This window comes from Fodinibius salipaludis (assembly GCF_002287075.1).
Lineage (GTDB): Bacteria > Bacteroidota > Rhodothermia > Balneolales > Balneolaceae > Fodinibius > Fodinibius salipaludis.
Genome location: NZ_NSKE01000006.1, coordinates 1 through 24,774, shown reverse-complemented (window position 1 = coordinate 24,774; position 24,774 = coordinate 1). Strand labels below are relative to the sequence as shown.

The 24,774-nt window shown below is 41.8% G+C and carries 23 protein-coding genes; 12 read left to right on the top strand and 11 right to left on the bottom strand.

The window, feature by feature from the left end:
• The 5 genes from fni (at position 1) to CK503_RS08950 (ending at position 4,614) form a co-directional block, all read left to right on the top strand.
• Entirely contained in the window at positions 1-1,023 is a 1,023-nt protein-coding gene (gene fni, locus CK503_RS08970; protein WP_095606474.1) for a type 2 isopentenyl-diphosphate Delta-isomerase, read from the top strand.
• Between the two features lie 64 nt (positions 1,024-1,087).
• Complete coding sequence (locus tag CK503_RS08965; RefSeq protein ID WP_095606473.1) at positions 1,088-2,083, top strand: polyprenyl synthetase family protein; 996 nt, start codon at positions 1,088-1,090, stop codon at positions 2,081-2,083.
• Positions 2,084-2,099: 16 nt separating this feature from the next.
• The gene (locus CK503_RS08960) at positions 2,100-2,996 is read left to right on the top strand and encodes an outer membrane protein assembly factor BamD (protein ID WP_095606472.1); all 897 of its coding nucleotides are present in this window, start codon (positions 2,100-2,102) and stop codon (positions 2,994-2,996) included.
• Positions 2,993-3,595: a nicotinate (nicotinamide) nucleotide adenylyltransferase gene (gene nadD, locus CK503_RS08955; RefSeq protein ID WP_095606471.1), complete on the top strand. Its 603-nt coding sequence runs from the start codon at positions 2,993-2,995 to the stop codon at positions 3,593-3,595. The genes CK503_RS08960 and nadD overlap by 4 nt, the downstream gene beginning before the upstream one ends.
• Entirely contained in the window at positions 3,592-4,614 is a 1,023-nt protein-coding gene (locus CK503_RS08950; RefSeq protein WP_095606470.1) for a S66 peptidase family protein, read from the top strand. Before nadD ends, CK503_RS08950 begins: the two co-directional genes overlap by 4 nt.
• Before the next feature lie 9 nt (positions 4,615-4,623).
• Here the strand turns inward: CK503_RS08950 and CK503_RS08945 are convergent, their stop codons facing one another.
• From CK503_RS08945 to CK503_RS08910, 8 genes are all read right to left on the bottom strand, one after another.
• Positions 4,624-6,750 carry a vWA domain-containing protein gene (locus CK503_RS08945; protein WP_141239909.1) on the bottom strand — a complete coding sequence of 709 codons (2,127 nt, stop codon included), beginning with the start codon at positions 6,748-6,750 and terminating at the stop codon, positions 4,624-4,626.
• An 11-nt stretch (positions 6,751-6,761) separates the two neighbouring features.
• Entirely contained in the window at positions 6,762-7,754 is a 993-nt protein-coding gene (locus CK503_RS08940; protein ID WP_095606468.1) for an AAA family ATPase, read from the bottom strand.
• A 5-nt stretch (positions 7,755-7,759) separates the two neighbouring features.
• On the bottom strand, positions 7,760-9,148 hold the full coding sequence (locus CK503_RS08935; protein WP_095606467.1) for a peptidylprolyl isomerase: 1,389 nt from the start codon (positions 9,146-9,148) through the stop codon (positions 7,760-7,762).
• Positions 9,141-10,079 carry a peptidyl-prolyl cis-trans isomerase gene (locus CK503_RS08930; protein ID WP_095606466.1) on the bottom strand — a complete coding sequence of 313 codons (939 nt, stop codon included), beginning with the start codon at positions 10,077-10,079 and terminating at the stop codon, positions 9,141-9,143. Before CK503_RS08930 ends, CK503_RS08935 begins: the two co-directional genes overlap by 8 nt.
• A 6-nt stretch (positions 10,080-10,085) precedes the next feature.
• A complete protein-coding gene (locus tag CK503_RS08925; protein ID WP_095606465.1) occupies positions 10,086-11,420 on the bottom strand; it encodes a NupC/NupG family nucleoside CNT transporter in 1,335 nt (444 codons plus the stop codon).
• Positions 11,417-12,055: a thymidine kinase gene (locus tag CK503_RS08920; RefSeq protein WP_095606464.1), complete on the bottom strand. Its 639-nt coding sequence runs from the start codon at positions 12,053-12,055 to the stop codon at positions 11,417-11,419. Before CK503_RS08920 ends, CK503_RS08925 begins: the two co-directional genes overlap by 4 nt.
• A gap of 97 nt (positions 12,056-12,152) precedes the next feature.
• Positions 12,153-13,424: an alpha-hydroxy-acid oxidizing protein gene (locus CK503_RS08915; protein WP_095606463.1), complete on the bottom strand. Its 1,272-nt coding sequence runs from the start codon at positions 13,422-13,424 to the stop codon at positions 12,153-12,155.
• Between the two features lie 2 nt (positions 13,425-13,426).
• On the bottom strand, positions 13,427-13,666 hold the full coding sequence (locus CK503_RS08910; protein ID WP_095606462.1) for a hypothetical protein: 240 nt from the start codon (positions 13,664-13,666) through the stop codon (positions 13,427-13,429).
• Positions 13,667-13,749: 83 nt separating this feature from the next.
• On the opposite strand from CK503_RS08910, the gene der reads away from it, so the two are divergent.
• From der to CK503_RS08885, 5 genes are all read left to right on the top strand, one after another.
• Positions 13,750-15,057: a ribosome biogenesis GTPase Der gene (gene der, locus CK503_RS08905; protein ID WP_095606461.1), complete on the top strand. Its 1,308-nt coding sequence runs from the start codon at positions 13,750-13,752 to the stop codon at positions 15,055-15,057.
• An 87-nt stretch (positions 15,058-15,144) separates the two neighbouring features.
• Positions 15,145-15,843: a NuoI/complex I 23 kDa subunit family protein gene (locus tag CK503_RS08900; RefSeq protein WP_095606460.1), complete on the top strand. Its 699-nt coding sequence runs from the start codon at positions 15,145-15,147 to the stop codon at positions 15,841-15,843.
• 7 nt (positions 15,844-15,850) lie between these two features.
• Complete coding sequence (locus CK503_RS08895) at positions 15,851-16,426, top strand: hypothetical protein (protein ID WP_095606459.1); 576 nt, start codon at positions 15,851-15,853, stop codon at positions 16,424-16,426.
• 119 nt (positions 16,427-16,545) lie between these two features.
• The gene (locus tag CK503_RS08890) at positions 16,546-17,058 is read left to right on the top strand and encodes a hypothetical protein (RefSeq protein WP_176466263.1); all 513 of its coding nucleotides are present in this window, start codon (positions 16,546-16,548) and stop codon (positions 17,056-17,058) included.
• 12 nt (positions 17,059-17,070) lie between these two features.
• The gene (locus CK503_RS08885) at positions 17,071-17,535 is read left to right on the top strand and encodes a redoxin domain-containing protein (RefSeq protein WP_255233372.1); all 465 of its coding nucleotides are present in this window, start codon (positions 17,071-17,073) and stop codon (positions 17,533-17,535) included.
• 151 nt (positions 17,536-17,686) lie between these two features.
• Here the strand turns inward: CK503_RS08885 and CK503_RS08880 are convergent, their stop codons facing one another.
• Positions 17,687-19,213 (bottom strand): serine hydrolase domain-containing protein, encoded by a 1,527-nt coding sequence (locus CK503_RS08880; protein ID WP_217988388.1) that lies wholly within the window; start codon positions 19,211-19,213, stop codon positions 17,687-17,689.
• A gap of 296 nt (positions 19,214-19,509) precedes the next feature.
• Positions 19,510-21,513, bottom strand: coding sequence for an alpha/beta fold hydrolase (locus CK503_RS08875; protein WP_095606455.1), 2,004 nt, complete (start codon positions 21,511-21,513; stop codon positions 19,510-19,512).
• Between the two features lie 366 nt (positions 21,514-21,879).
• Between CK503_RS08875 and CK503_RS08870 the strand changes: the two genes are divergently transcribed.
• Entirely contained in the window at positions 21,880-22,962 is a 1,083-nt protein-coding gene (locus CK503_RS08870) for an IS110 family RNA-guided transposase (RefSeq protein WP_095606454.1), read from the top strand.
• Between the two features lie 146 nt (positions 22,963-23,108).
• On the opposite strand, the gene CK503_RS08865 is transcribed toward CK503_RS08870, so the two are convergent.
• Positions 23,109-23,789: a hypothetical protein gene (locus tag CK503_RS08865; protein ID WP_095606453.1), complete on the bottom strand. Its 681-nt coding sequence runs from the start codon at positions 23,787-23,789 to the stop codon at positions 23,109-23,111.
• A gap of 529 nt (positions 23,790-24,318) precedes the next feature.
• Here CK503_RS08865 and CK503_RS08860 point away from each other — a divergent pair.
• Positions 24,319-24,555 carry a hypothetical protein gene (locus tag CK503_RS08860; protein WP_095606452.1) on the top strand — a complete coding sequence of 79 codons (237 nt, stop codon included), beginning with the start codon at positions 24,319-24,321 and terminating at the stop codon, positions 24,553-24,555.
• The last annotated feature ends 219 nt before the right edge of the window (positions 24,556-24,774 follow it).

Genomic DNA, 24,774 nt, shown 5'->3' with positions numbered 1-24,774 from the left:
ATGAGCATTAAAGACCGCAAAAAAGATCATGTAGATTTGACGACCTCCGGTGAGGTGGATTATCAGATTCCTGCCGGATTTGAACAGTATTATTTTGCTCATAACGCACTTCCCGAGATCAATATTGATAATGTTTCAACAGAAGTGGGTTTGCTGGACAGAACTTTCTCATCCCCGCTCTTTATTTCTTCGATGACCGGCGGGTATACGGATGCGGGAGCTGTTAACGCCATTATAGCGGAGTTTTGCGAGGAGTATAATCTCCCATTCGGGGTGGGGAGCCAGCGTGTGATGCTCGAAGATCCCGAAACAACCACTTCGTTTTCTATTGTAAGAGAAAAAGCACCGAACGCCTTTATTGCCTCAAATATCGGTGGGGCTCAATTAGTGGGAGGATTATCAAAAAAGAAGTTAGATCTGCTCATCAATTCTATTGAAGCCAATGCGGTGATTGTTCATCTCAATCCGCTTCAGGAGTTAATGCAACCCGAAGGAGATCGTAATTTCAGGGGCATTGAAAAAGGAATAACACAGCTTTGCCAGGATACTACGCTTCCCATTATTGTAAAAGAAACCGGGGCGGGAATTTCAGCAGAAGTGGGGAGACGACTTTTGGATGCAGGAGTCAAGGTAATTGATGTAGCAGGGGCAGGGGGCACCAGCTGGGCAAAAGTTGAGAATGAACGAGCATCGAACAAAAATCCCGATAACAATTTCAATGACTGGGGAATACCTACTCTGGAGTGTGTTACCCAGTTAGTGGATCTTAAAGAAGAGTATGATTTCGAACTTATTGCTTCTGGTGGAATCCGGTCGAGTCATGATATCGCAAAATCATTATGTTTGGGAGCCGATTTTGCCGCTTCCGCTCAACCTGTAATTAAAGCTGTAGCAGATGATGGATACGAAGGATTAGAACAATTGTACCAAAAATGGAACAAACAACTCGTTACTATTCAAACGTTATTGGGATGTAAAACGCCCTCTGAATTAACTCCCAAGCACATAAAATTGAAGCGATAACAGCAACAATATGTTGTTGTAAATTACTTATATTTGGCCTTTTACAAATACAGCCTGAAAGAATTTGAAAATAACAGAACGACAACAAAAACTTTCTGACCTTATTGATGAAAAGCTGGCAGAACTGAACCTGCCCGGTGAACCATCGTTGCTCTATGATCCGGTTCGTTATACGCTGGAATTGGCCGGGAAGCGTGTCCGTCCGTATTTAACATTGATTGGCTGTGGAATATGTGGCGGAGAAGTAGAAGAAGCTTTACCTGCGGCACTGTCTATAGAACTACTCCATAATTTTACGTTATTACACGACGACATCATGGACAGGGCTGATACCAGGAGAGGGAACCCCAGTGTTTTTAAAAAGTGGAACTCCAATACCGCAATTTTATCCGGGGATGCCATGTATGCCAAGGCATTTAAACAGCTGCAGTACTACGGGTACTCAGGTTTGTATAACAAGGAGCAATATAGAACAATCGTCGATATATTTTTAGACAGTGCTGAAAGAGTTTGTGAAGGACAGGCTTATGATCTTATGTTTGAAAATCAGTCTGATGTACGCATTGAAGAGTACATCCAGATGATCGAAGGGAAAACAGCAGCGTTGATCAGTGGAGCGCTGGCCATAGGAGGAGCTGTGACAGGAACCGAAGATAGTACCCTTGATGAATTACGTTTTGTTGGAAAAAAAGCCGGTATTGCTTTTCAAATTCAAGATGATTTGCTGGATGCTATTGCTGACCCCGAAAAGTTTGGTAAAAAAAGGGGAGGGGATATTATTGAAGGCAAGAAGACATATTTGACACTGCTTGCACTGGAACGATGTAATAATAAGCAGCGAAAACAGTTAAAGAAGATACTGACCGATGATAAAAATAGTGCCACAGATGTTGATACAGTTATCGATATATATCACGATTTAAATATTATTGAAGACACCAATAAGGCCGTTCAATATCATTATCAAGAAGCAGTGCAACATCTTGAAGAGTTTGACGATTCAGAATACAAAGAAGAAATTATCAATTTTTTTAATCACTTGATTTCTCGCGAATATTAAATCACAAACAAAAATAATGCATAAGCTTTCTACTATTACATTTAAACTTTCTTGTTTTTTACTTGCTGCATTTGTCTTTGCCTCCTGCAAAAACAGCGATCTTATACAAAGAGGGGATTCCCTCGAGGTCGCCTATGATAAAGCTATGGCGTTTTATGAAAAGGAAGACTATTCTAATGCTTCCAAGGCTTTTGAAACGGTTGTACAGATTGCCCGAGGCACCGAGTATGGTCAGGATGCCCAGTTTTATCTGGCTGAATCCTATTACAACGATGGGCGGTATTTGTTAGCGGCTTCGGAATATGAGCGGTTTATTTCTCTTTTCCCCCGGGTAGAAAGACGGCAAGAAGCACAGTTTAAGGAAGCGTACTGTTACTACAAGTTAAGCCCACGTTTTAAGCTTGATCAGGGGTACACTCGTACAGCGATAGAAAAATTCCAGCTGTATAACTCACGGTTTCCAAATTCAGAAAAAGCTAATGAAGCCGGTCAGTATATTTCTGAAATGAGAACAAAGCTCGCAAAAAAGCTTTATCACTCTGCTGATTTATATTTGCGTACGGATCGATATGAAGCGGCTGTTATCTACTACGATTTAACTATCGACAAATATCCCGAAACAAAGTGGGCGCAACGTGCGTTGGTTGATAAAATTAAGACCTATAACATTTATGCTGGTCGCAGTGTTGCCTCAAAACAGCGCGAACGCTATCAGAAAGCAGTAGAAGCATACGAAACCTTTATTCAACTTTTCCCCAACGGTGAATACCGCCAAGAGGCCGAGGAATTAGTGGATGAAGCTCGATCTGCATTAGCCGAGCTGCCTGAGGAGGCACCCGTTGTAGAAGAGGATGAAGATAATGTTTCTGTTGAAGATGTTGATCCTGACGCCAACACAAATTCCAATCAATGACAGCTCTGGAAAAGAGCATAGGAATACTGGGGGGGAGTTTTGATCCTGTTCACAACGGGCATTTATCCATTGCCCAATCTTTTTTGGATTCAGATTTAATTGATCAGCTCTGGGTGCTGTTGGCTCCAGATCCACCCCATAAAACTGGTCGGACGCAGACTAATTACCAGTTGCGTTTCGAAATGCTACAAGCAGCCTTTAAGAACTTTAACGGTGTCAAAGTCAGTGATCTTGAAAAGAAGTTACCTCAACCGTCATTTACTATTCAAACTCTTGAGTATTTAGAGGAAAACTATCCCGAATATACTTTTCGTTTATGTATTGGGGGAGATTCACTGCGAGATTTTAAGAAATGGAAAGACTGGCAAAAGATTCTCGATCATGCTAATCTTTTGGTAGCCCGGCGACCATCTGCAGATATTAAGAACATAGATGAGAATATAAAGAATCATCTCCATTTTATTGATCATGAACCAGTCCAAATTTCATCAACAAAAATCCGGGATGCTGTTGCCAATGGAGATGATATTTCCGGATTGGTTCCTTCATCCGTAAATAAGATTATTGACAACGAAAATTTATACAGGTTAAAAGTATGATGAATAGAAAGGGGTTTTTAAAGCTTTTATCAACTGCAGGATTGGGCGCTTTTCTGGCAAATACCGGTGATTATTCCCATGATAAAAACGCAATCAAGCCAAAAAGATTACAGCAAGGCGATACTATTGGGCTGATAAGTCCCGGATTTATTTTACCAGATCCCAATAAGTATGATGAGATTGTTAAACAAGTAAAACAGCTGGGCTATCAGGTGAAAGAAGGTCCGAATGCCCGTAATAAATATGGTTATTTGGCAGGTACGGATGAAGAGCGGGCTGCCGACCTCAACGCAATGTTTGCGGATCATTCTGTGGATGCCATTATGCCATTTCGGGGAGGGTGGGGCTGCAATCGTATTTTGCCCCTCATTAATTTTGATACTATTCGGGCAAATCCTAAAATCCTGGTCGGATATAGCGATATTACTACTCTTTTACTATCCATTTTTGCAAAAACAGGTTTGATAACATTCCATGGGCCTGTAGGAAAATCTGAATGGACAACTTATACAAAACAACATTTCAAAGAAGTTCTTACCGGACAGCAAAAGGTATTTAATATCCCTAACAAGGATCTATGCGAGGATTGTGATGAATTAGCAGTAATTACCCCGGGAAAGGCAACGGGAAAGCTTTTGGGGGGTAACCTGAGCGTTTTATCAGCAATGATGGGATCAGAGTACCTACCTGATTGGGATAATAGCATTCTCTTTTTGGAAGACGTCGGGGAAGACGTATATCGTCTCGATCGCATGTTGACACAGCTCAAATTAAATGGTGTGTTGGAACAAATTTCAGGCTTTGTTTTTGGGCAATGTACTTCTTGTGAAATGTCGAACGATCAAAGTCTGAGCCTTAAACAGGTTTTTGATGATCATATCAAACCGCTTGGTGTCCCAGCCTTTACCGGGGCTATGATCGGTCATATCGATAATATGATTACTCTGCCTGTGGGATTATCAGCTGAGATGAATACGAAGGATGGATCAATCACGTTAAAAGAGCCAGCTGTAGGGTAATTGAGCGTGTTAGGGCAGGGACAAGTACTTACGTAAAATCCACTCGCTGCATAAAAGGATTATAACGAGAATAAACCAGCTGATATGCTGATAGAGGTAAAAGAATTTCGTGTCAACTTGTTCTTGACGATCTAAGAGTCCCTTTTCTTCCAACTGATTCCAGAATCCATCCACAGAATCAAAAGGAAAATACTGACCACCCGTATTCCGTGCAATTTGGCGAAGCAATTGTTCATTTCTGTCAATATCAATGTATTCGGCATTTGAGGCACTTACAGAAAATTCTCCGCGTTCAGTGCCTAACGTTCGTTCACCTTTCTGTGCTGTTGCCTCAAAGGAATAGATTCCTTCGGCCATGGGAGGGATGTGTAGACGGTAATTCCCGTTGTCTCTATTTTCCATAGAATATATTCGACCATCCAAGGTGTCGGAACTTATGGAGATTGTGATATTTGCTTCCGACTCGTTTTCGCCCCGCTCATTTTTTAGATAGCCCTCAATAATTACCGGTTCAGAACCGGTAAAAGAATCTTGCTGAGGTTGAATGTCAAGCAATTTGTTATTGGGATCTGTGGCCGTCCAGCTTATCATATTTTGCCAGAGCTGCCTTACAAAAGCCTGGGTTTCCGGATTTTGATCTTGTGTAAAGCGATACCAGTTGTAAGCCGTCACAAACAGGTGACGTTTATTCCCCAATTCATGAGCAATAACTGACGGCTTTTGGATATCTTCTCCACGATAGCTACTGCTGAACAGCATGTTGGCATAGCTTGCAGCGCTAATATTTTCAACGGGGCCCATTAGGTTTGGAAGCTGATTATAGGTAACGCCCGGTAGTTCTGTAATAGGATGAGCAGACGTTTTGGCCTCCAAAAGAAGTGAAATTTGTCCGTAATTCCACCTTCCTGTACTATTAACAGGAAGACCTGTAACATCCTGTTCAAATTGCTGAGGGTTAAATTGAGGGGTAGCTAACACAATCAAGGGGATGTTTTCCCCGATCATTGCTAACTTTTCTTTGACCTCTGTAGGTAAACCTGCGCTTGGATAACCATGTATAATAGCAAGGTCCAGCGAATCGGTCACGGCGGAAGAAAAGGTTCCTTCTATGAAATTATTACCTTTAAGCCAGGTTCGGTTAATTAGTTCTGTATTTTCGTCTGTTGACAAAAAGGATCGAATAAACCGTACATCGGGGTGTACCTCCAAAGCAAGCGATAATATCTGTTGTTTGGCATCTTCAACATCTACTGTAAATCGTTGTGTATTATTAGCTGAAGTCGATTCATCACTGAGTGTTGGAACATGTATTTCGTATTGTTGCAGGCCTTCTCGGTCCAGCAAAAGATCAAAATTGACTTCCTGACTGCTGTTCCTTATTTCCGGAGCAATTACTTTTTCTGAAAGAATCTCATTTCTTTTCTTTAGCTGGACACGAATTGAGTTCCCTTTAAAACCTTTACTGTTAATTGTGGTTGTTATGCTGTGTGTACTGTTAAGATAACCGGTGGAGTTCGTTGAGATTGATGAAACCAAAACATCTTTCTGAAATGTCGTATCTCCAAGGCCGATTGAAAACACAGGTATATTAATATTCGAAGTTTCATAAACGGGATTTTTTCCTGTAGTATAAATCCCATCACTTATAAACAGGGCCGCATTAGTATTATTCTGATTTGACCTTATCGCTTCTATTCCCGCCGTTAAATTAGTTTGATCTTCATCAAAGGTAAGACTGTCGATCTCTGACTGCTCAGCCTGACTACCCACTTTATAAAATTGATAGTTGACGTTCGTTTCATCGGATAAGCCAAGTTCCTGCAAAAGTTGAGTGTAGCTCTTACTTCCCTGATAGTCTTTTTTCTCGATTTGAGTACTTGCCGAATTATCAAGCAGTACTACAACATTGGCAGGTTCGTAATAGGAGTTTTCTTTTTTTATAAATGGATTTATCAGAAGTAGCAGCAGAATAAAGTACACACAGGTGCGCAAAGCTATGAGTGTATAATAGTAGAGGCTGCCACCTTTTTTAACGTTAGAATAGGACCACCAGGTAATTAGGAAGGTGCAGACAAATATCAGGATATAAACCCAAAGGGGGAGAGAAGCTTGGAATCCTTGAAAGATGAAGTCCACGATGATAGTGTTTACATTTCGTCAAGCAGCATTTCTATGAGCTTGTCGGCTGTTAATCCTTCTGCTTCTGCCGCATAATTGTTGACAATCCGGTGTCGCAAAACCGGTTTCGCAAGAGCCCTGATATCATCCTCGGAAACGTTATATCTTCCCCGCGAAAGAGCCCTGGCTTTGCCTCCCAAGATTAAATATTGAGAAGCACGCGGTCCCGCTCCCCAGCTCATGTATTTTTGGATAAATTCTGGAGCTATTTCAGATTGTGGACGGGTTTTCGTTACAAGCTCAACGGCTGATTTCAATACCCCATCCGGAACAGGTACCTCACGTACTAAATCTTGCAGTTCTACTATCTGTTCAGCATTTAATACCGCATTTATTTGGGCTTCACCAAGTGAAGTGGTTTGGCTCACAATATCCTTTTCCTCATCAAGAGAGGGATAATCGAGCCAAAGATTAAACATAAATCGATCAAGCTGAGCCTCCGGCAAAGGATAAGTTCCTTCCTGTTCAATAGGATTTTGGGTAGCAAGAACAAAAAATGGGGGCTCAAGAGGATAAGTATGTCCCGCCGTGGTGATATGAAATTCCTGCATCCCTTCAAGAAGAGCGGCCTGCGTTTTGGGCGGGGTACGATTAATCTCATCAGCCAACACAATATTGGCGAAGATAGGCCCTTTAACGAATTTAAAACTTTTCTTACCCGTTTCCCGGTCATCTTCAATAACTTCCGTACCGGTAATATCCCCGGGCATAAGATCCGGAGTAAACTGGATACGGCTAAACTTTAAATTCAGGGTTTGAGATACCGTACGAATGAGAAGCGTTTTAGCAAGCCCCGGCACCCCAATAAGTACACAGTGTCCCCGGGAAAACAGGCAAATAAGAAGCTGGTCAAGAATTTCTTCCTGACCAACAATTACTTTACCAACTTCCTTTCGAATCTTATCAAAAGACTCCCGGAAAAAATCTACCGCCTCAACCGATTCCTCAGGTATAGTACTCATACTGCTTAAAAGTTGGTGTTTTTGTAGCGCTCAGGAATCGTGATTTTATACTCTACATACATCTTTTTACGTAAATTTGACAACAACTTGCTCATATGCTTTGCCTGTTTTTCTTGTAGGGCAGCCTGTTTAATACGGGTATAATCTTGTTTTAAATTAGCCCTGTGTTCTTCAATCTGTCGATCAAGGCGAACAATGCGAAAGGCACGCTGCGAGTTATTTTCTTCGCCCATGGTAAAAGATTTTGGCTCCGAAATATCTCCGACCTCATCCAATAAAAGCACAATTCTATAAAGGGCAGGATCAAGTTGTTCAAGGGCAATCAGTCGCTCACCAGTTTGTGGATTTAACACTCGACCACCCTGTGGTGCCGTATTAGGATCATCCGAGTGACGTCTGGCCATCTTGGCAAAGGTTATGTTTTCATCTGTTAAAACAGAATCCCGGATTTGTTTCAATTCCTCTTTAGCAGCCTCATCATCATAGCTTTTGTCATCAACTTCAATAAGAATATGATTGGTGTCAATTTGATCGCCCTGACGTTTATTAAGCCGAATAACATGAAAGCCAAAACTTGTTTCTACAACCTGAGAAATATCACCGGGCTCAAGGGCAGAGGCGGCAGCAGAATATTCCGCAACAAAATCATCCATCGACATCATCGGCAATTTACCATCCGAGGAAGCGGAAGGACCGTCGCTATATTTTCTGGCCATTTCTTCAATTGTCTTACCATGATTTAGTACCGAATCACGAAGTTGTTTAGCCAATTTTCGAGCTTCGGATCTGGCATTTTTCAAGGGAGGAGGGACGGAAACAATTTGTGATACTGCTACACGCTCAGGGATCATTGGCAGTGAATCCTGTGGGATCTTATTAAAGTACTCTTCAACTTCTGGTCGGGTTATGGAAACATTTCCCCGTTTTTGCTGCTGAAACTGTTGTACTATCATCTGTTCACGATAATTATCGCGCAAATCAGCCCTAATTTGGACAATACTCTGTCCCATTTCTTCTTCCAGCGCTTGCTCACTTCCCACTTGTTCAACATAAGAATTTATCTGTTGATTAATCTGTTGATCCACTCTATCGTCAGAAACCGTAATTGAATCACGCTTAGACTGATCAAGCATTACATGACGATCAATGATATTTTCCAATACGGTATACCAAATTTCTTTACTAAACGAGATCTGCTGATTCCGTTGCTGCTGAAGCTGCATCATATACTGTTGTACTTCCTGGTCAACATCCGATTTGAGGATGATATGATCATTTACAACAGCAACAATTTGATCTAATTTTTTATCAGATGGCTGATTTTGTGCTTGTGATAAGAGGGGAGTTAAAATTAATGAAACTACAAAAAAGAGCAGTATATAGGCTTTATTCATTCGTTGAGTTGTTTTCAAGGGTATCTTGAAGCGTTGAGTTTCGATTAAATTTAGTAGGTAAAACGTTAAAAGTCTCTATTTCATTATTCGATTCGGCCTTAAGATAAAGATTCTTAACATAGGAACTGAAATTTCGTTGTCGATTATTCAATATCATCCAATCTTTGATCTGTTCTATAAGCCATTCTAAGTTAGGGTGATCACCCTCAGATCGGGTTTCAATTAATTGTACAAAATGATACACGCCGTCAACCCGCTGGATGGGGGAAATTTCACTTTGTCCAATAACAGTAAGATATCGGTGCATGATATCAATATCCTGAGCTGCCATTGATATGGGCCAGTACTGATCAGACTCGCTTATAACAGTAGAAGGGTTGATGGCATAGGTATGAGCAACTTCGGACCAGGGCACCCCATCTAACAGATCTTGTCGGGCGTTACGGGCTTCTTTAATGGTTTTTGTACGCATATGACGAAATTTTACAAAATCTTCCTCAAGCACAAACTGTTCTTTATTGGCTTGATAATAGGTTCGGGCTTCCTCATCTGTTATTTGCATATCGTCTTCTTCAGAAGCCAAGACATAGTCTTTTAATGCCTGACGTAAAATTTCCTCTCGTGCCCGCTCAATTTTTTGTTGTACTTCTGGTTTTTGATCTAACCCAAGCCGCGTTGCTTCCTGGAGCAACAATTGTTGCCGAATCCAGTTCTCCCGGTATTTTGTTAAAGCGTTTACACTATCTTCGGATAAAACAGCTTCTGGGATATTATTAACCGCCTGATCAATTGTTAAATATTCATTACCGACTCGTGCAAGCGTATCGTCGGTATTTTGATGGGTTGTTTGCTGACAAGAGATAAAAATAAAAGATAGTCCTGCTACGAGAATAGCCAGTAGACAAACTATATATGATTTACGTAATCCCATAATCAGTTAGAATAACATTCCGGCAATTGTAGCCGTCATTAGATTCGCGAGGGTACCGGCCAATACGGCTTTCAAACCAAACTCAGCCAACTCAGATTTTCTACTCGGAGCAAGTCCACCTATTCCTCCAATTTGAATAGCTATGGATGAAAAGTTAGCAAATCCACACAGGGCAAAGGTAGCCATTCTAATAGTTTTATCACTAATTTCGGAGGCACTCACCATATCTGACAGTTGCAGGTAAGCGACAAATTCATTTAAAACCACTTTTGTCCCCAGTAAAGATCCCATATTAATAGCATCTTCCCAGGGAACCCCCACAACAAATGCAATGGGAGCAATAATCCAACCAAGGACCCTTTCGATGGTCAACTTGCCGTCTGTAATCATTGCATTAATACCAGTAAAACTACCGAGGCTTTCCAAGAAATAATTACCCATAGCCAATAACGCGATAAAAGCCAGTAACATAGCTCCAACATTTCCGGCTAACTTAAGGCCTGTAGCGGCCCCGCTGGCGGCAGCATCGATACCATTAGCATCTGTTTTTTCTACACTCATATTAACTTCTCCTTTGGTTACCGGCTCATCTACTTCGGGATACATAATCTTGGCAATAACAAGGGCAGCGGGGGCGGCCATCAAGCTTGCTCCCAACAATTGTTCGGCAAACATTAAGCGACCCACATCCAATGCCACATCATGTGCCTGGGCATAGGAATTGCCTAACATTTGCACATATGCAGCCATAACACCACCCGCAATAGTGGCCATGCCGCCGGTCATTACAGCCAACAGCTCGGATTTGGTCAGCTTTTTAATATAAGGCTCAATTACCAAGGGAGATTCGGTTTGACCCACAAAGATATTTGAAATAACTGCTAATGATTCAGCTCCTGAAGTCCCCATCACTTTCTGCATTCCTTTAGCCATGTATTTTACAATACGTTGCAGAATGCCATAGTGGTATAATATTGCAGTAAGTGAAGCAAAAAAGATGATAGTCGGCAATACCTGGAAGGCAAAAAAGTTACCCATGCTTCCTTCCATGCCGGGACTTTTTGCCAAATCACCAAAAATAAATTCAGCCCCTTCGGTTGTAAAGTCTAACACGATTACAAAAAAGGAAGACACCCAGCTAAAGAAATCTTTTGGCCACCCTAACGGTGCCCAATATTCTTGCATTTGCCGACCTTTTAAAATAAATACAGCCAAAACAAACTGTATCCCCAGGCCGGTACCAACCAAGCGCCAATCAATATGTTTTCTGTTCTTACTAAATAATATTGAAATGCCGATAATAACCGCCATTCCGATCATACCACGAAATATGTCAATCATGATTCGTTTTGTTCTTTCATATTATCTTGTTTCTGGATTGGTTGTATTGGCTTTCCTCTTCGTTTATCAACAGGAGGGCGATAACAATGTCTTGCGCGGGGTTCATAAGCATCTGTTTCACCGACGAGTACCCGATCTTTACTTTCCACGACCCGTTGAGAGTAATGAGCCATCGTTCCGCTTTCGGCACAAACAGCATGGAGTTTGGTAACATATTCTGCAATGGCCAGCATCTGGGGCATAGGCTCAAAGGGTTGTCCTTCAAAATCCATATCAAGACCAGCTACAATCACTCTTTTGCCATCATTTGCCAAAGTGTTAGCTACATTCATCAATTGCTTGTCAAAAAATTGGGCTTCATCAATACAGACAACTTCAGCTTCTCCGGTAAGCAGTATGATTTGATCAGCTGTATCGACTACCAAACCCGGTAATACATTTTGATTGTGCGAGACCACATCTTCTTCATCGTAGCGGTCATCAACCTTTGGTTTTACCACCACCACTTTTTGGTTAGCAATATGGGCACGTTTGGCACGTCTGATCAGCTCTTCGGTTTTACCACTGAACATCCCCCCACATATAACTTCGATCCAGCCAACTTTTTGTGGTACAAATGACGGTTCGTTAAGCATAAATACGGTACGTTAAAAATAATTCTGGATGCCCCTGTTAAAGCATGGAATATATCTTTGTGAGGGTAAAAATAAAAAGATGAATTCGAATTGAATGTCAGGCCGATTGTAATCGATCAGTGTTGATCTCATCAACCGATATACATCCCGATAATGCCATCGTTAATTCAAAATCTGCACGGTAGTTTTGGATAATCTCATTTACTCCTTGTTCACCGGCAATGGCAAGAGCATAGGTATAAGGACGTCCCAGCAATACCGCATCAGCCCCTAAAGCGATGGCTTTAAACATATGACTGCCGGATCTAATACCACTGTCCATTAATATGGGGATTTCTCCATTCACTTCAGCAGCAATTTTCGGCAATGCTTCAATAGCACTAACAGCGCCATCAACCTGTCGTCCACCATGGTTTGATACAATAATCCCGTTCATATTCCTTTCAACAGCCTTGCGCGCATCCTCGGGACTCAAAATACCTTTTAAAAGGATTGGTAAATCGGTAAGTGACCGTAAAAAAGAGAGATCATCCCACGTTAAAGAGGGACGTGAATAACACTCAATAAAAGTTTTAACGGCTCTTCGGGGCTCTTCAGAAAATAAGTTACTCCAAAATCCGCCGGGATAATTCTTTGCCATTTTGATAAGGGCCTTAATCGAGCTCCAGGTGAGTTTGGGCGGCTCGTCAGCATCTCCAAGCGAAGTTTTCATTAATTCCCGAAAAATTGGATCGCTTGTATATTGTGCGATTCCCCGTCCGCGTAAAAAAGGAAGGTAATCGAGATCCAGATCGCGAGGACGCCATCCAAGCATGGTTGTATCAAGAGTAAGCACAATGGCTTCGCATCCGCAGGATTCTGCACGCTGCACAAAACTCTCTACGAGGTCGTTGGATGTGCTCCAGTATAACTGAAACCAACGGGGGGAATCGCCCATTACCGAGCTGCAGGTTTCCATATCAACCGAAGCCTGGCTGGAAAATATAAAAGGCACCCCTTCACCGGCAGAAGCTTTGGCTACAGCCAAGTCCGCATCCGGGTGAGCCATATCTAACACGCCAATTGGTGCTAATAAAAAGGGGACAGGATAGTGATTCCCAAATAGCGAGATATCGGTATTACATTCCGAAACATCGTTAAGCATGCTCGGCGTTATTTTCCACTTATTAAAATCGGACCGGTTGGAGATTTTGGTAGCTTCACCTCCCGCTGATCCGGCAACATAAGCAAAGGCCTCTTTCGACATCCGCTTTTTAGCCGCATCGCGAAGTTTATCGAAAGAAGTGGAAATTGTTCGACTCTTACCTCGAAGGCTACCTAAAAAAATATCCGTTTGCCGTTGTCGAGAAAAGAGTTTTCCGGAAGCCATACCTACTTAATATCAGTTTCCTTCATAAGGTGGCTCTGTCGATACATATCAACAAAAAGCCAGACGATAGGGTAGGGAGGAAAAAATATAGAACAGACCAGTTTTATATTCTTGTTGCGCGATTCCGGTAGCTGAGAAAGACCAGCTATGCCGGCCATCCAGAAAATAAAAGCGATAAAAATAATAAATGCGACTGTGATAGAACCGATAAATCCGAAGCTATTATAAAAGGTTTCAAGCATTGAGTTTATACTCTACTTTGACAGTTAAATTCGTTATTTTTGTGGCTTATCATTGAAAGTAAAATATAAATAATAAATACCACATGCTCCCTGTAGTTTCTATCGTAGGGCGGCCTAATGTAGGCAAATCTACTATCTTTAATCGACTTATCGGCAGTCGTAAAGCTATTGTTGATGATCAATACGGTGTTACACGTGACCGACATTACGGTGAATCGTTCTGGAATGGCCGTGATTTTAATGTTATTGATACTGGCGGATACCTGCCGAATGAAACGGACGTGATGATTCAGGGTATCCGGGAGCAGATTCATATTGCTATTGAAGAGTCTGATGTTATCCTATTTGTCGTTGATACTGAGGCCGGAATTACGAGCCTCGATCAATCGGTTGCACAACTGCTTAGGCAGGAAGAAAAACCCGTATTATTGGTAGCGAATAAAGCTGATAATGAGGAACGCGAACTGAACGCCACAGAATTCTACTCCCTGGGCTTTGAAGAATTGTATCCCATATCGGCATTAAGTGGCCGGGGGACAGGGGACTTGCTCGATGAAGTTGTGAAATTACTGCCCAAGGAAAAGGATGAACCCGAAACATCCATCCCCAAATTAACGGTGGTAGGGCGCCCCAATGTGGGTAAAAGTAGCTTCATTAATGCACTGCTGGATGATGAACGCTGTATTGTGACCGACATCCCCGGAACAACCCGTGATTCTATCAACAGTAAACTTATTTATAATGAAAAAGAATATATTCTCGTTGATACCGCGGGGCTTCGAAAGAAAGCCAAGGTTAAGGAGAATGTAGAGTTCTATAGTACCGTTAGAACTGACAGAGCCCTTAAAGAGTGCGATGTTGCCTTAATAATGCTCGATGCTATGCGTGGGTTTGAAGAGCAGGATAAGCGTATTTTGCGGGACGCTGCAAAATATAACAAGGGCATTGTAATAGTACTCAATAAATGGGATCTGGTACCCGAGAAAGATACCAATGTCCACAAGGAGTTCGAAGAATATGTTTATAGTCGCGTGCCGATGATGAAATATATTCCCATTGTATCTATTTCGGCCCTGAACAGAAAGCGAATCCACAGGGTGATTGATATTGCCGATAAGGTATTGCAAGAACGAAAAAAGACGATAAAAACATCAGATTTAAACGATTTTATCGAACGCATATTAAAAGAAAAATCATTACCGGTTCGGCGTGGAGTTAAGCTAAAAATAAAATATGGCACCCAGGTTAAATCGAATCCTCCGGTCTTTAAGTTTTTTATGAATAAGCCAGAGGAGCTACCGGCCAGTTATCGACGTTTTATTGAAAATAAAATCAGACAAGAGTTTGAATTTACCGGCGTTCCCATAACTATGAGATTTGTTCAGAAATAATTGATATTCCTTTTGACGTGAATCGTTGAATCAGTTATTTTTCCAGCGATGTTACGTTGAGCAACAACCAATTTTAATTGCATACTCATGCCAACACCCAAAAATTTAGAGCAACCCAGAGCTAACGCGCTTAATGAACAGTTTGATCAAGAGCGCTCTTTTTCTTTTCTGGAAAATTTGTATCTGCCCGAAATATTTAAAGCGTTATGGTATTCGCTTAAGCAGATGTTCCAACCTAAAATAACTTTGCAGTATCCCGAAGAAAAATGGGACCCTCCGTCTATATTTCGTGGACGCCCAGTATTGGTTGAGGATAATGGCAAAGAGCGTTGTGTTGCCTGCGGATTGTGTGCACGTGCTTGTCCGCCGTTGGCCATCAGTATGCAGGCCAATGAAGATTCAGATGATCCCAAAGAACGCTATCCCGATTTTTTCGAAATCAATATGTTGCGCTGCATCTACTGTGGATATTGTGAGGAGGTATGTCCGGAAGAGGCGATCGTCATGAGTAAGGATTATGATATTGTCTTTGAATCCAGGGAAGAGGCTATTTACGATAAAGAACGATTACTGGTTCCCAAAGAAGATCTTCAGGACCGTTTGGAATTTTTGCGGGAATACAAAAATCGTCAATTTGGTCAGTTCTGGGATTTTCAGGAAGAAAATAACATTCATTCTGTTCGTGACAGAGATGAAGAATTCCATTCCGGGCTTTCACTTGTGGAAATGCTTGAACAACAACGTCATAATGACAATGTGGAGCCCGAATCTGAATGGGTGAGATAATCAAATCATGACTGACCGGGAAATCTCACAGGATGAACTTGACCGTTTGATTGACGATGCCTCATATCTGCAGGATGAGGCAGAGGCTATGCAATATGTGATTGATGATGTGCCTTACTCTAAAACTCCTCCAGACGGACGTTCAATAGCAGAAATGTTGTTGTTTATCGATCACGCCCAAACTTCCTATTATCGACCGATCATGGAAGAGGCCATTGATAATCCTCGTCCTACTCACCTCGATAACTTTACCCATTTCAAAGAAGATTTTGAGAAAGATGAAGAAAAATTAAAGAATGTACATAAGATCCTTAAAAAAATAGCCAAACATAGAGCTGGACTTGTGAATTCAATTAAAAATATTTCTTTAATTGATTGGGAGACCGTTGTTTACCGAGATGATAATCAGTTATTGCTGTTCGACTTAATGCAAGAAATGATTCGCTTTGAAAGAGGGATTTTAAAGGATATCGCTGATCAGGTACGTATTTATAACCAGGAAAAAAAGCAGCAGCGAGACCTTGAACAACGTCGCTCACAACGCAATGATCAACATCCCACCGAAAACAAGACTGGTAACTAACATTTATGGTCTGGGCAACAGTATTACTATTGATTATCAGTGGATATGTTGCCGCTAAATTTTTTGCTCTGACAAATAAAAGGGGCCGCCTTAAGTTTCTTGGGCTAACTGTCGCATCCATGATCTTTACCGTTATGCAGTTTTCCGTTCTTTTGAATCACCTGATGGCAGATCCCAATGTAACTGTTGCTTCTGAATTTATTGTTGAATGGGGACATATCACAAGCCTTGCGTTCGTTCTTAGCTCGTTGGCTATTTTTATACGGGAATCGAAACCGGTTTTTGCACAATTCCCAATGATTTATACGGCTCTGCCTCTTTTAATAGTTATTTCTTATTTACTGGTACAAGACACATATGCGATTAAGACATGGTTGTTAATAATTTACCAGGGAGGAGCTATTACGGTAGCATTCTTAATGTACTCCATTTATACGTACCGTCGCCCTAAATACGCATTTATTCTTGCTGGAGTAATTATATTTCTTATTTCTTATATCCTCTTTTGGAGCATTTCAGAAGTTCAGGGTTCCTACCAATGGATATGGAAATTATTGGTAGGTGCTGCCATGATAATTAGTATTTTTGGATATGAACAGACGGAAACACAAGTAGCTGCAAATACTACATAATCTATTATGACTATGGAAATAGGTTCTAAGGCTCCGGATTTCACTTTGCAAGATACAGAAGGGGAAGAGGTAACGCTTTCCGATTTTGAGGAGAAAGTAAACGTAGTGGTACTATTTTTTCCCCTTGCATTTTCCAACACCTGTACCAACGAACTTTGTACCGCAAGGGATAATATGAAATTGTACAATTCTCTTGATGCAAAAATAATTGGAATAAGCGTGGATAGTTTCTTCTGCCTGCGAGAATTCAAAAAAAGTGAAAACTTAAATTTTACGCTCCTGAGTGATTTTAATAAACAAGTATCAACAAAGTATAATGCATTATACGATGATTATTATGGTATGAAGGGTGTTTCCAAACGAGCATCTTTTGTTGTTGACAAGCAGGGGACCATAAGATTTCAAGAAATATTAGATGATTCCAGTGAGTTGCCCAATTTCAAAGCAATTCAAAAAACACTTTCAGATCTTAGTTAAATGAAATAGCTATATAGGAATCTAAAAAGAATATAAGGTAACAGAGTTAATTCATTAGTTTACATCGGATTATTTGAATCAGAAAGTGTTCTATTGACAAGTAGGAGATATAAAGTTAATGATGTAAGATTCCCAACATTATAACACCAGCTTAATCAAGTGCCGGTAATATATACTTGGGGATCATATAATTTGGTGGAGTGCTTTTCCCATACAGTTCATATGAATTATAACTTCCACCAGTAAAAACTGTGATCATATTGTAGTCGGGCCAAATATTTATTTTTTGACCTCCATTACCCGATGCCATGTAGGAATTGTATTGTTTCCCATCTATAACAAAATATTTGTGTTCCCATAAGTAGCCAAATTCGGATGTATATACTTCAAATGTTTTCCGTGCCCAGTTTTCAGGAAGAATTTGCTTACCTTGCCATTTTCCACCATTCATATACATCGTTGCGAGCTTAACAAGGTCTCTGGGTTGAAGGTACATTTGACTAAACGTTTGCCGGCTTGAAGAGTCAGGGTCAAACCGCCAGTCGTAGTTTGTAATATCCATAGGCTTAAAGAGATGTTCATCAGCAAACTCTTCCAGGGGTTTGTCTGTTGCAAGCTCAACAAGCCGTCCCAAGGTTAATGCTGCTCCCGTGCAATAAGATGATACTTCTCCTGGCTGATGAACTACTGGAAGATCGAGTGTGTATTTTACCCAGTCGGCACTTTCCATCATTTGCTGCTCATTTCCCTCACTCTCCGGATTGTTGTTTTCACAATCCAGGCCATGACGATAGGTTAAAAAGTCCTGAATGGTAATGCTCTTTTTTTGCTTGCCCATATGATCAAAGCTCTTGTATTCATCCTTAAAATAAGGCAAGAGTTGATCCTGCTCGCTACCGATCGCACCTGCTTCTATTGCCAAGCCTACAAGTGATCCGATGAATACCTTTGTTGCTGAACGCAGTTGATGTTGAGTGTTTATGTCATATCCATAAAAATATTCTTCAAGTACCAACGTGTTATCTTTGTAAATTAAGATACTGTGAACATCGGGATATTTGCCTTTAATAGTTTGCTTAACCATTTTTTTGATAAGTCCGGGCTTTTCAAAAGCATTGTTGATATTCCTGACTTCCAAGCCATCGTTCGTTCTTTTGGGAATTTGATAGGTGTAGTCCTCAGGATGATTAAACAACTCTTTACGAGGATACATCACCAATTTTTCAATATCGGTGGTAATCAGTTCAAACAACTGTCCATTAACCGTATAGCCATTGATAATGTCCTGATCGTTTCTCTGAAAAATAACTGGAGTATCATCAATATTAGTGAAGCTATCATCTTTTACATGATACAACGGATATTTAGCCTTGTCTATAACCGCATATAGCGTAGTATCCATTGACGATGCCATGATTTTTAATGTTGATCCAGAGACGTATTCATATTTGCCTTCGTATTCTAATAGCTCTTGATACGATATAGATGGATCAGTTGAATTGTGAGCTTGTATTAAGCTCATTCCACAATAGGGGCAAGCACCGCTCTCTTTAAAATGTTCGTTAGTTTCATGGGCTTGGCAATTGCAAGGAGGGCAATAATATGTTGACGTCTTCTGACCTTTTGCTGAGAAATTAATGAAAAGGATTAATGATAGGACAAAAATTATTTTTCCCATGGAATTGTATTTACAAGCATTAATAATATTGGTTTAGAAAGTAGAAATATCTCCTAATTGATATACTCTTTTTAAAGAAAATAGTTACGATGTTTTCTCGATATTTGAAATGGCGGTATAACGACATGGCACATAAGCTGCGTGCAGAACAGCGCCAAATCAGTTTGAAAATGTATTACGGTATCTGACAAAATCGAAACCGGCACAGGCATGCTCACTGAAGCTTTGGTTTTGAAGCGTAGGAGAGCGAGGCACGTCCGCTTAATGCGCCTTTTTATACTGCCTTTAAAGGAGGTCTACATCAGATCCCAAAAACCTATAAAAGAGATTAATCCAATACAGGCAAGTGTTATTAGAGTGAAATGACAACGGTGTAGTATTGACCACCATTTATTGTGCCATGCCGTAATTGCAAATCCCATCAACACCAGGGTTAGAATTGCAAGGAGCCACGGCAACAGAAAAACCCATGAGTAGCTACCAATCAGGCCAAAGGCCAGAATCAATGGATTGACAGATGCTGTATGCTGAATGGCATATCCCAATCCAATAATAAAACCTAATCCTAACAGCGAGGCGGCAGTTACAACCCATCTGGCAATTTTGTGCATGCTTTTTGATTCCAGTTTCTTTCCACGTAAACGTTTTACAATATGCCCAATGGACCACGTGAGAACACCGGTAAGCAGGAGTAATCCTATCAATCCCAATCCGGCTAAGAACGGCGGACCTGATCCCTGTTTGATTTGTTGGGCCATCGGGTAGATCCCCCCGTTGATATGTACATCTGTAATAAATGAGACAGGCGGGAGATCAGTAACACAGCTGGTATCAAGCGGCTCTGATGGTGAATCAAGGAATATGCTTACCAGATCCCGGGTGCACTGGTTGTATGTCATGGTGCCATGTCCCAGCGCCGGTACTTCGATAAACGAACTATTATGAAGTGTTTTGGCTGCAATCCTCCCATAAGACGGGGGAGTTATAGGATCAAATTCGCCTGCCAGGATCAGTGCAGGGATCTTGCTGTGTACCGGTTGGAACTCATTAGAGTCTGCATGGACATTATGCCATTCCTCACAAATCGCATGACGATTCCAACGAGGAGCTCCGGATGAGTACCATGGACGGAGGCGGGGATACTTATTTTGGGCAGAATCAATCAGTGACTTTGGGTTAAAAGGCAGGTCCTCAAAGCAGTATACGGCATACTGAAGGCCTCGACTATTGCTGCGGGGTCCCTGTGTGACAGGGGCCATCTGATTAACGAGGGCTTGGATCAAGTTGGTGTTACTCTCACGAATTTCTTTAACGAACAATGGAATTAACGGAATAAAGTTGCGGTTGTACAATCCGCCGAAAAGTGCCTCGATAAAGAGGTCCCCATCGAGAACTACCCGGCCTTCCGGGAACCGGGTAGTATCCTCCATAGCCATCACAATGGGGTCTTCTTCCAATTTTTGAATGGTATTGTAGACATTGGATTCGAGTTCAGGGAATGCTGCCTGGCAGCTTTCATCGATCATACACTGCTCGAAGACCAGATTCAGGGATCGCCTAAAATTCTGGGGAATCTGCACCCAATTCCGCACGTTCGGCGGATTCGTAGCATCCAAGATCACACTGCGGATGCCCTTCGGCATATCGCGCATGGCCGTTAGTGCGAGTCGGGCACTGTAGGAACCGCTCAAGATGTTCCACTGCTGGTAACCCAATGTTTTCCGCAAATCGTTGAGATCACTCACGCTGGTAGCACTGTTATACCGGGAAAAGTCCACTCCTCGAGCTAGCATCTTATCACGGCAGTCTTGTGTGGCTGACACGACTCGATCTTGGACCTGTTCCGGATCGTCACCGCTATAGTCCATGGGAGAAAGTAGCTGATTAAGTTCTGGACAGAATGCCGGGTCGGAGTAGCCTGTGCCTCGTTGGTCATATAAAATGATGTCTCGCTGCTGGCGGTATTGGTTAAAAAAGTCCCAGCTGGCGTACCTCGGCGTGTTTACAACGTTAGCATTGCCAGGCCCCCCAGCAGGAAAGACAAGCGGATCAGGTTCTGGGTTTTCTGAGTAACTGTGGAGAATTGCCACAGCCAGATGCAATGTACCCTCCGCAGGGTCGTCTCGGTTTTCATAGACGATGAGCTTGCCGCATTCCAAGCCATCGAGTGGAGATTGTGTTTCAAATGGACATTTTCCAGGCTCAAATCTTGGTATGGTTTGCTGTGCATTCGCTAAACTATATCCAATTGCAAGAATAAAGATTATTGTTAGGCGAATACCCTTCTTTAATCTTCCCATCTCTCTTCCCGTTTAGTAAATTAATAGACATCAATAGTCCATCACCGACATCTCTTTGTAATGAATATAGTAATTAAAACTAAGTAAGTCTGACTTTTAGTGGCACTGGTGCAGATTCTTGGCCCAAAAGTGGCAGCCGGAAAACTGGGCCAAAATTGCCGACGTCTTAACCCATTTTAGAGAAGCAAAATACCGGACAAAATTTTTGGACAAGCTGTAATGGCCGACGCGCAGTATAACGACATCCTATGTTTAAAGCACTTGGTATTGACTGGTATTTTTGATTCGTAGATATTCCTTCAAACGGAAGGTTGGTGGCGGGCAGGGAACCAGTAAGACGACATTGAGCCATAGAGCTCGAGCGCAATGATTGTCCTGCCCATTTGCCACCACCGTGTAACCACCGGCAGCCACAGTAGGCTTCGAGCCAGTATGCAGGATGGATTTGGACACGGAAACCTTCTTCACCTTCACGTATTTAAAATATACGAAGCGATGAACACTATTGGTATAGATATCTCAAAAGAATGGGTTGACTGCTTTTGCTCGACCCGCAGGCTTGCTGGTCAATTTCCTAATAACCCAACCGGATGGAAGCAGTTAAGCGAATGGATTGAAGACGATCCCCTAGTGGTGCTGGAAGCCTCCGGCCCTTATTACCTGGGATTGGCCAGCTATTTATATGAGCAGGACATAAAAATTAGTGTCGTAAATCCACTGGTTATCCGGCGCTACGGACAGATGAAGCTGACCCGAACCAAAACAGACGCCAAAGATGCTGGGTTAATTGCCCAGTATGGCATTGATCAACAACCGGAGCTGTGGTGTCCTCCCTCTAAAGCCCGACAAGGCCTGAAAAAGCTAATGACCATGCGGGAAGGGCTCCTGCGGCAGAAAGCCATTCTCACTGGGCAGGCCGAGGCATTTAGCCAAAATAAGGATGTTGAGCCCATGGTAAATGAGCTAAACCGGAAGATGCAAACGGAGATCCAGGAACATATTACCCGTATTGATAAACGTATGGAAGCGTTGGCTGAGGAGCATTACGAGGAGGTTATGGAAGCGCTTTTAACCATCCCTGGCATTGGCAAAAAAACAGCTATTGAGCTGGTAACAGTTACCGATGGATTCGGTCGCTTCGATAGCGCCAGAACGCTGGCCAGCTACGTGGGCATTTGCCCCCGGATATGGGAGTCCGGAACGTCGGTTAGGGGCCGTGGAAGTATTAGCAAATTAGGCTGCCCACAACTACGGAAGCTGCTGTATATGTGCAGCTGGTCCGCAAAACACAGCAATCCAGCCTGCAAGAAAATGTACGATCGACTAAAGAAAAGAGGAAAACCAGAAAAAGTGATTAAAGTGGCTATTGCACATAAGTTGCTGCGACAGGCATTTGCCGTAGGTAGTAAGTGCGAACCATTTGAAGAAAAAAAGGCATTGGCTGCTTGACTTTAAACACAGTTCATTGCGCATAAGGGGCGTGCGCAGTAGTGTTGAATGAAAAACAAAATGTACTACAGAAATTACCTAAACCAAAATCGGCACCGAAAGGGCGAGGCACGTCCCAGTTGAAGCGCGGGTTAGGTACAGTGATACTAAAAGTTCTTAGTCCTATATTTATCTTCAAATAAATAACCGCGTCCAGTTTTAAAATAAGCTATCACAGTTTGGGATTTACCCTGGCCAATAATACCCTTATTTATTGAATAACCATTTCCAATTTTGCTGTATTTAACTTCATTCCCATAAATATCAATGCCATTTTCTTTGGCTAAATACTCTACTACTTTTGATTTTGAATAAGTTTTTCCTACTTCAAAATTTTCCCTGAGTATTGCATAAGAAGTAGAATCGATATCTAAAGTTATTCTTAAATATCTTTTGGTACTTTCACCTACATCCAGATTGATGGGTAATGAAATTTCTTCAAAATTGTCATTATATAATCCAAGATTCATTAACCCAAATCCATATTCTTCACCATTTTTTAGTTCTGTAAGGAAAAAATCAGTTATGGAGATTGGACGATTTCCGATGTTTGTGAATTGGCATACTATGTAGTCTTCCAATGGGTTTAAACTTGGTAATGATTCATGGTGTTCTAAAACTACAGGGACATCAGACATTCCTGTGGATTCGAGTTTTACTTTTAATTGGTCCATCTGAGATTCATAGTATGTCCAATAATTAATCCCTACTGATAAAAGTGATATTATTATTGCAATAATTGATATCCTAAATCCCCAAACTTCTCTCTTCTTAGATTTTGTATCCATATTTCTTAACTGTACCTAACGATATGGCGCTACAGCTGCAGGCGCCGAATGTTGAATTCGTTGTAAAACGAAAGATTAACTAATAAATGGAAGGGAGGCAACCGGTGGCGAGGCCTGTCCGCTGATAGCGCGGGTTATACTGGGGCGAAAGATGAGAACACAGCAACTCTTTTGATAGAAGCAGGAAAACCAGAAGCTGTTAATTGTAGAAAATGCCGCGGAGGCCGGTGGCACACGAGAACCAGGCTTTTCGAAACGAGCAGGAGCACCGGGAATTTTGCCGTAAAAGCAAGAATACGTCACCAACCACGAGGGCAAGAATGCGAAATTTGAAATTGGCACTGGTGCAACCTCGTAATTCTGAAAAAGCACACCACAAACATGGGCTAAAAATCGGAGCTGTTATCAGCTAAAAGAGAAGCAAAAAACGGCCGCAAAATTTTTGGACAAGCTGTAATGGCCGACGCGCAGTATAACGACGTAGCGCATAACCTGCACCAAACACCAACACGAACCTAAATGTAACATTATGAGTAAGAATACAGAAGAAAGTGAGCGAAAACTAAAACCAATTAGAAGAGCTGAAATACTTTTGATTAAAACCCTGCATGGGTTTGATAGTGCCGAAGATGAGTATGGATATGATTTAGCTAATGAGCGATACTTTGTTGAAGAAGCGTTGAAAAGCATAAGAGAAGAAGCGAACGAACCCGAAAAAGATTCGGCGAGGTGCGTCCGGCGAGGTGCGTCCGGTATTATGCATTAGAAAGAGGACACCTGTAGATTGGGTAGAATCCACATTCAACTCCAACCATACAGAGAGGTCCTCTTATGAATACTACGACACATTACGCAGGAATGGATATTCATGCAAGCAATACCGTCATACAGTCCATTGACCCAACTGGGGAGCAAGTGCAACAGCGGGAGGTGCCCACACGAGCAGACAAACTGATCAACTGGGCCCGCAACTACCCGCATGACC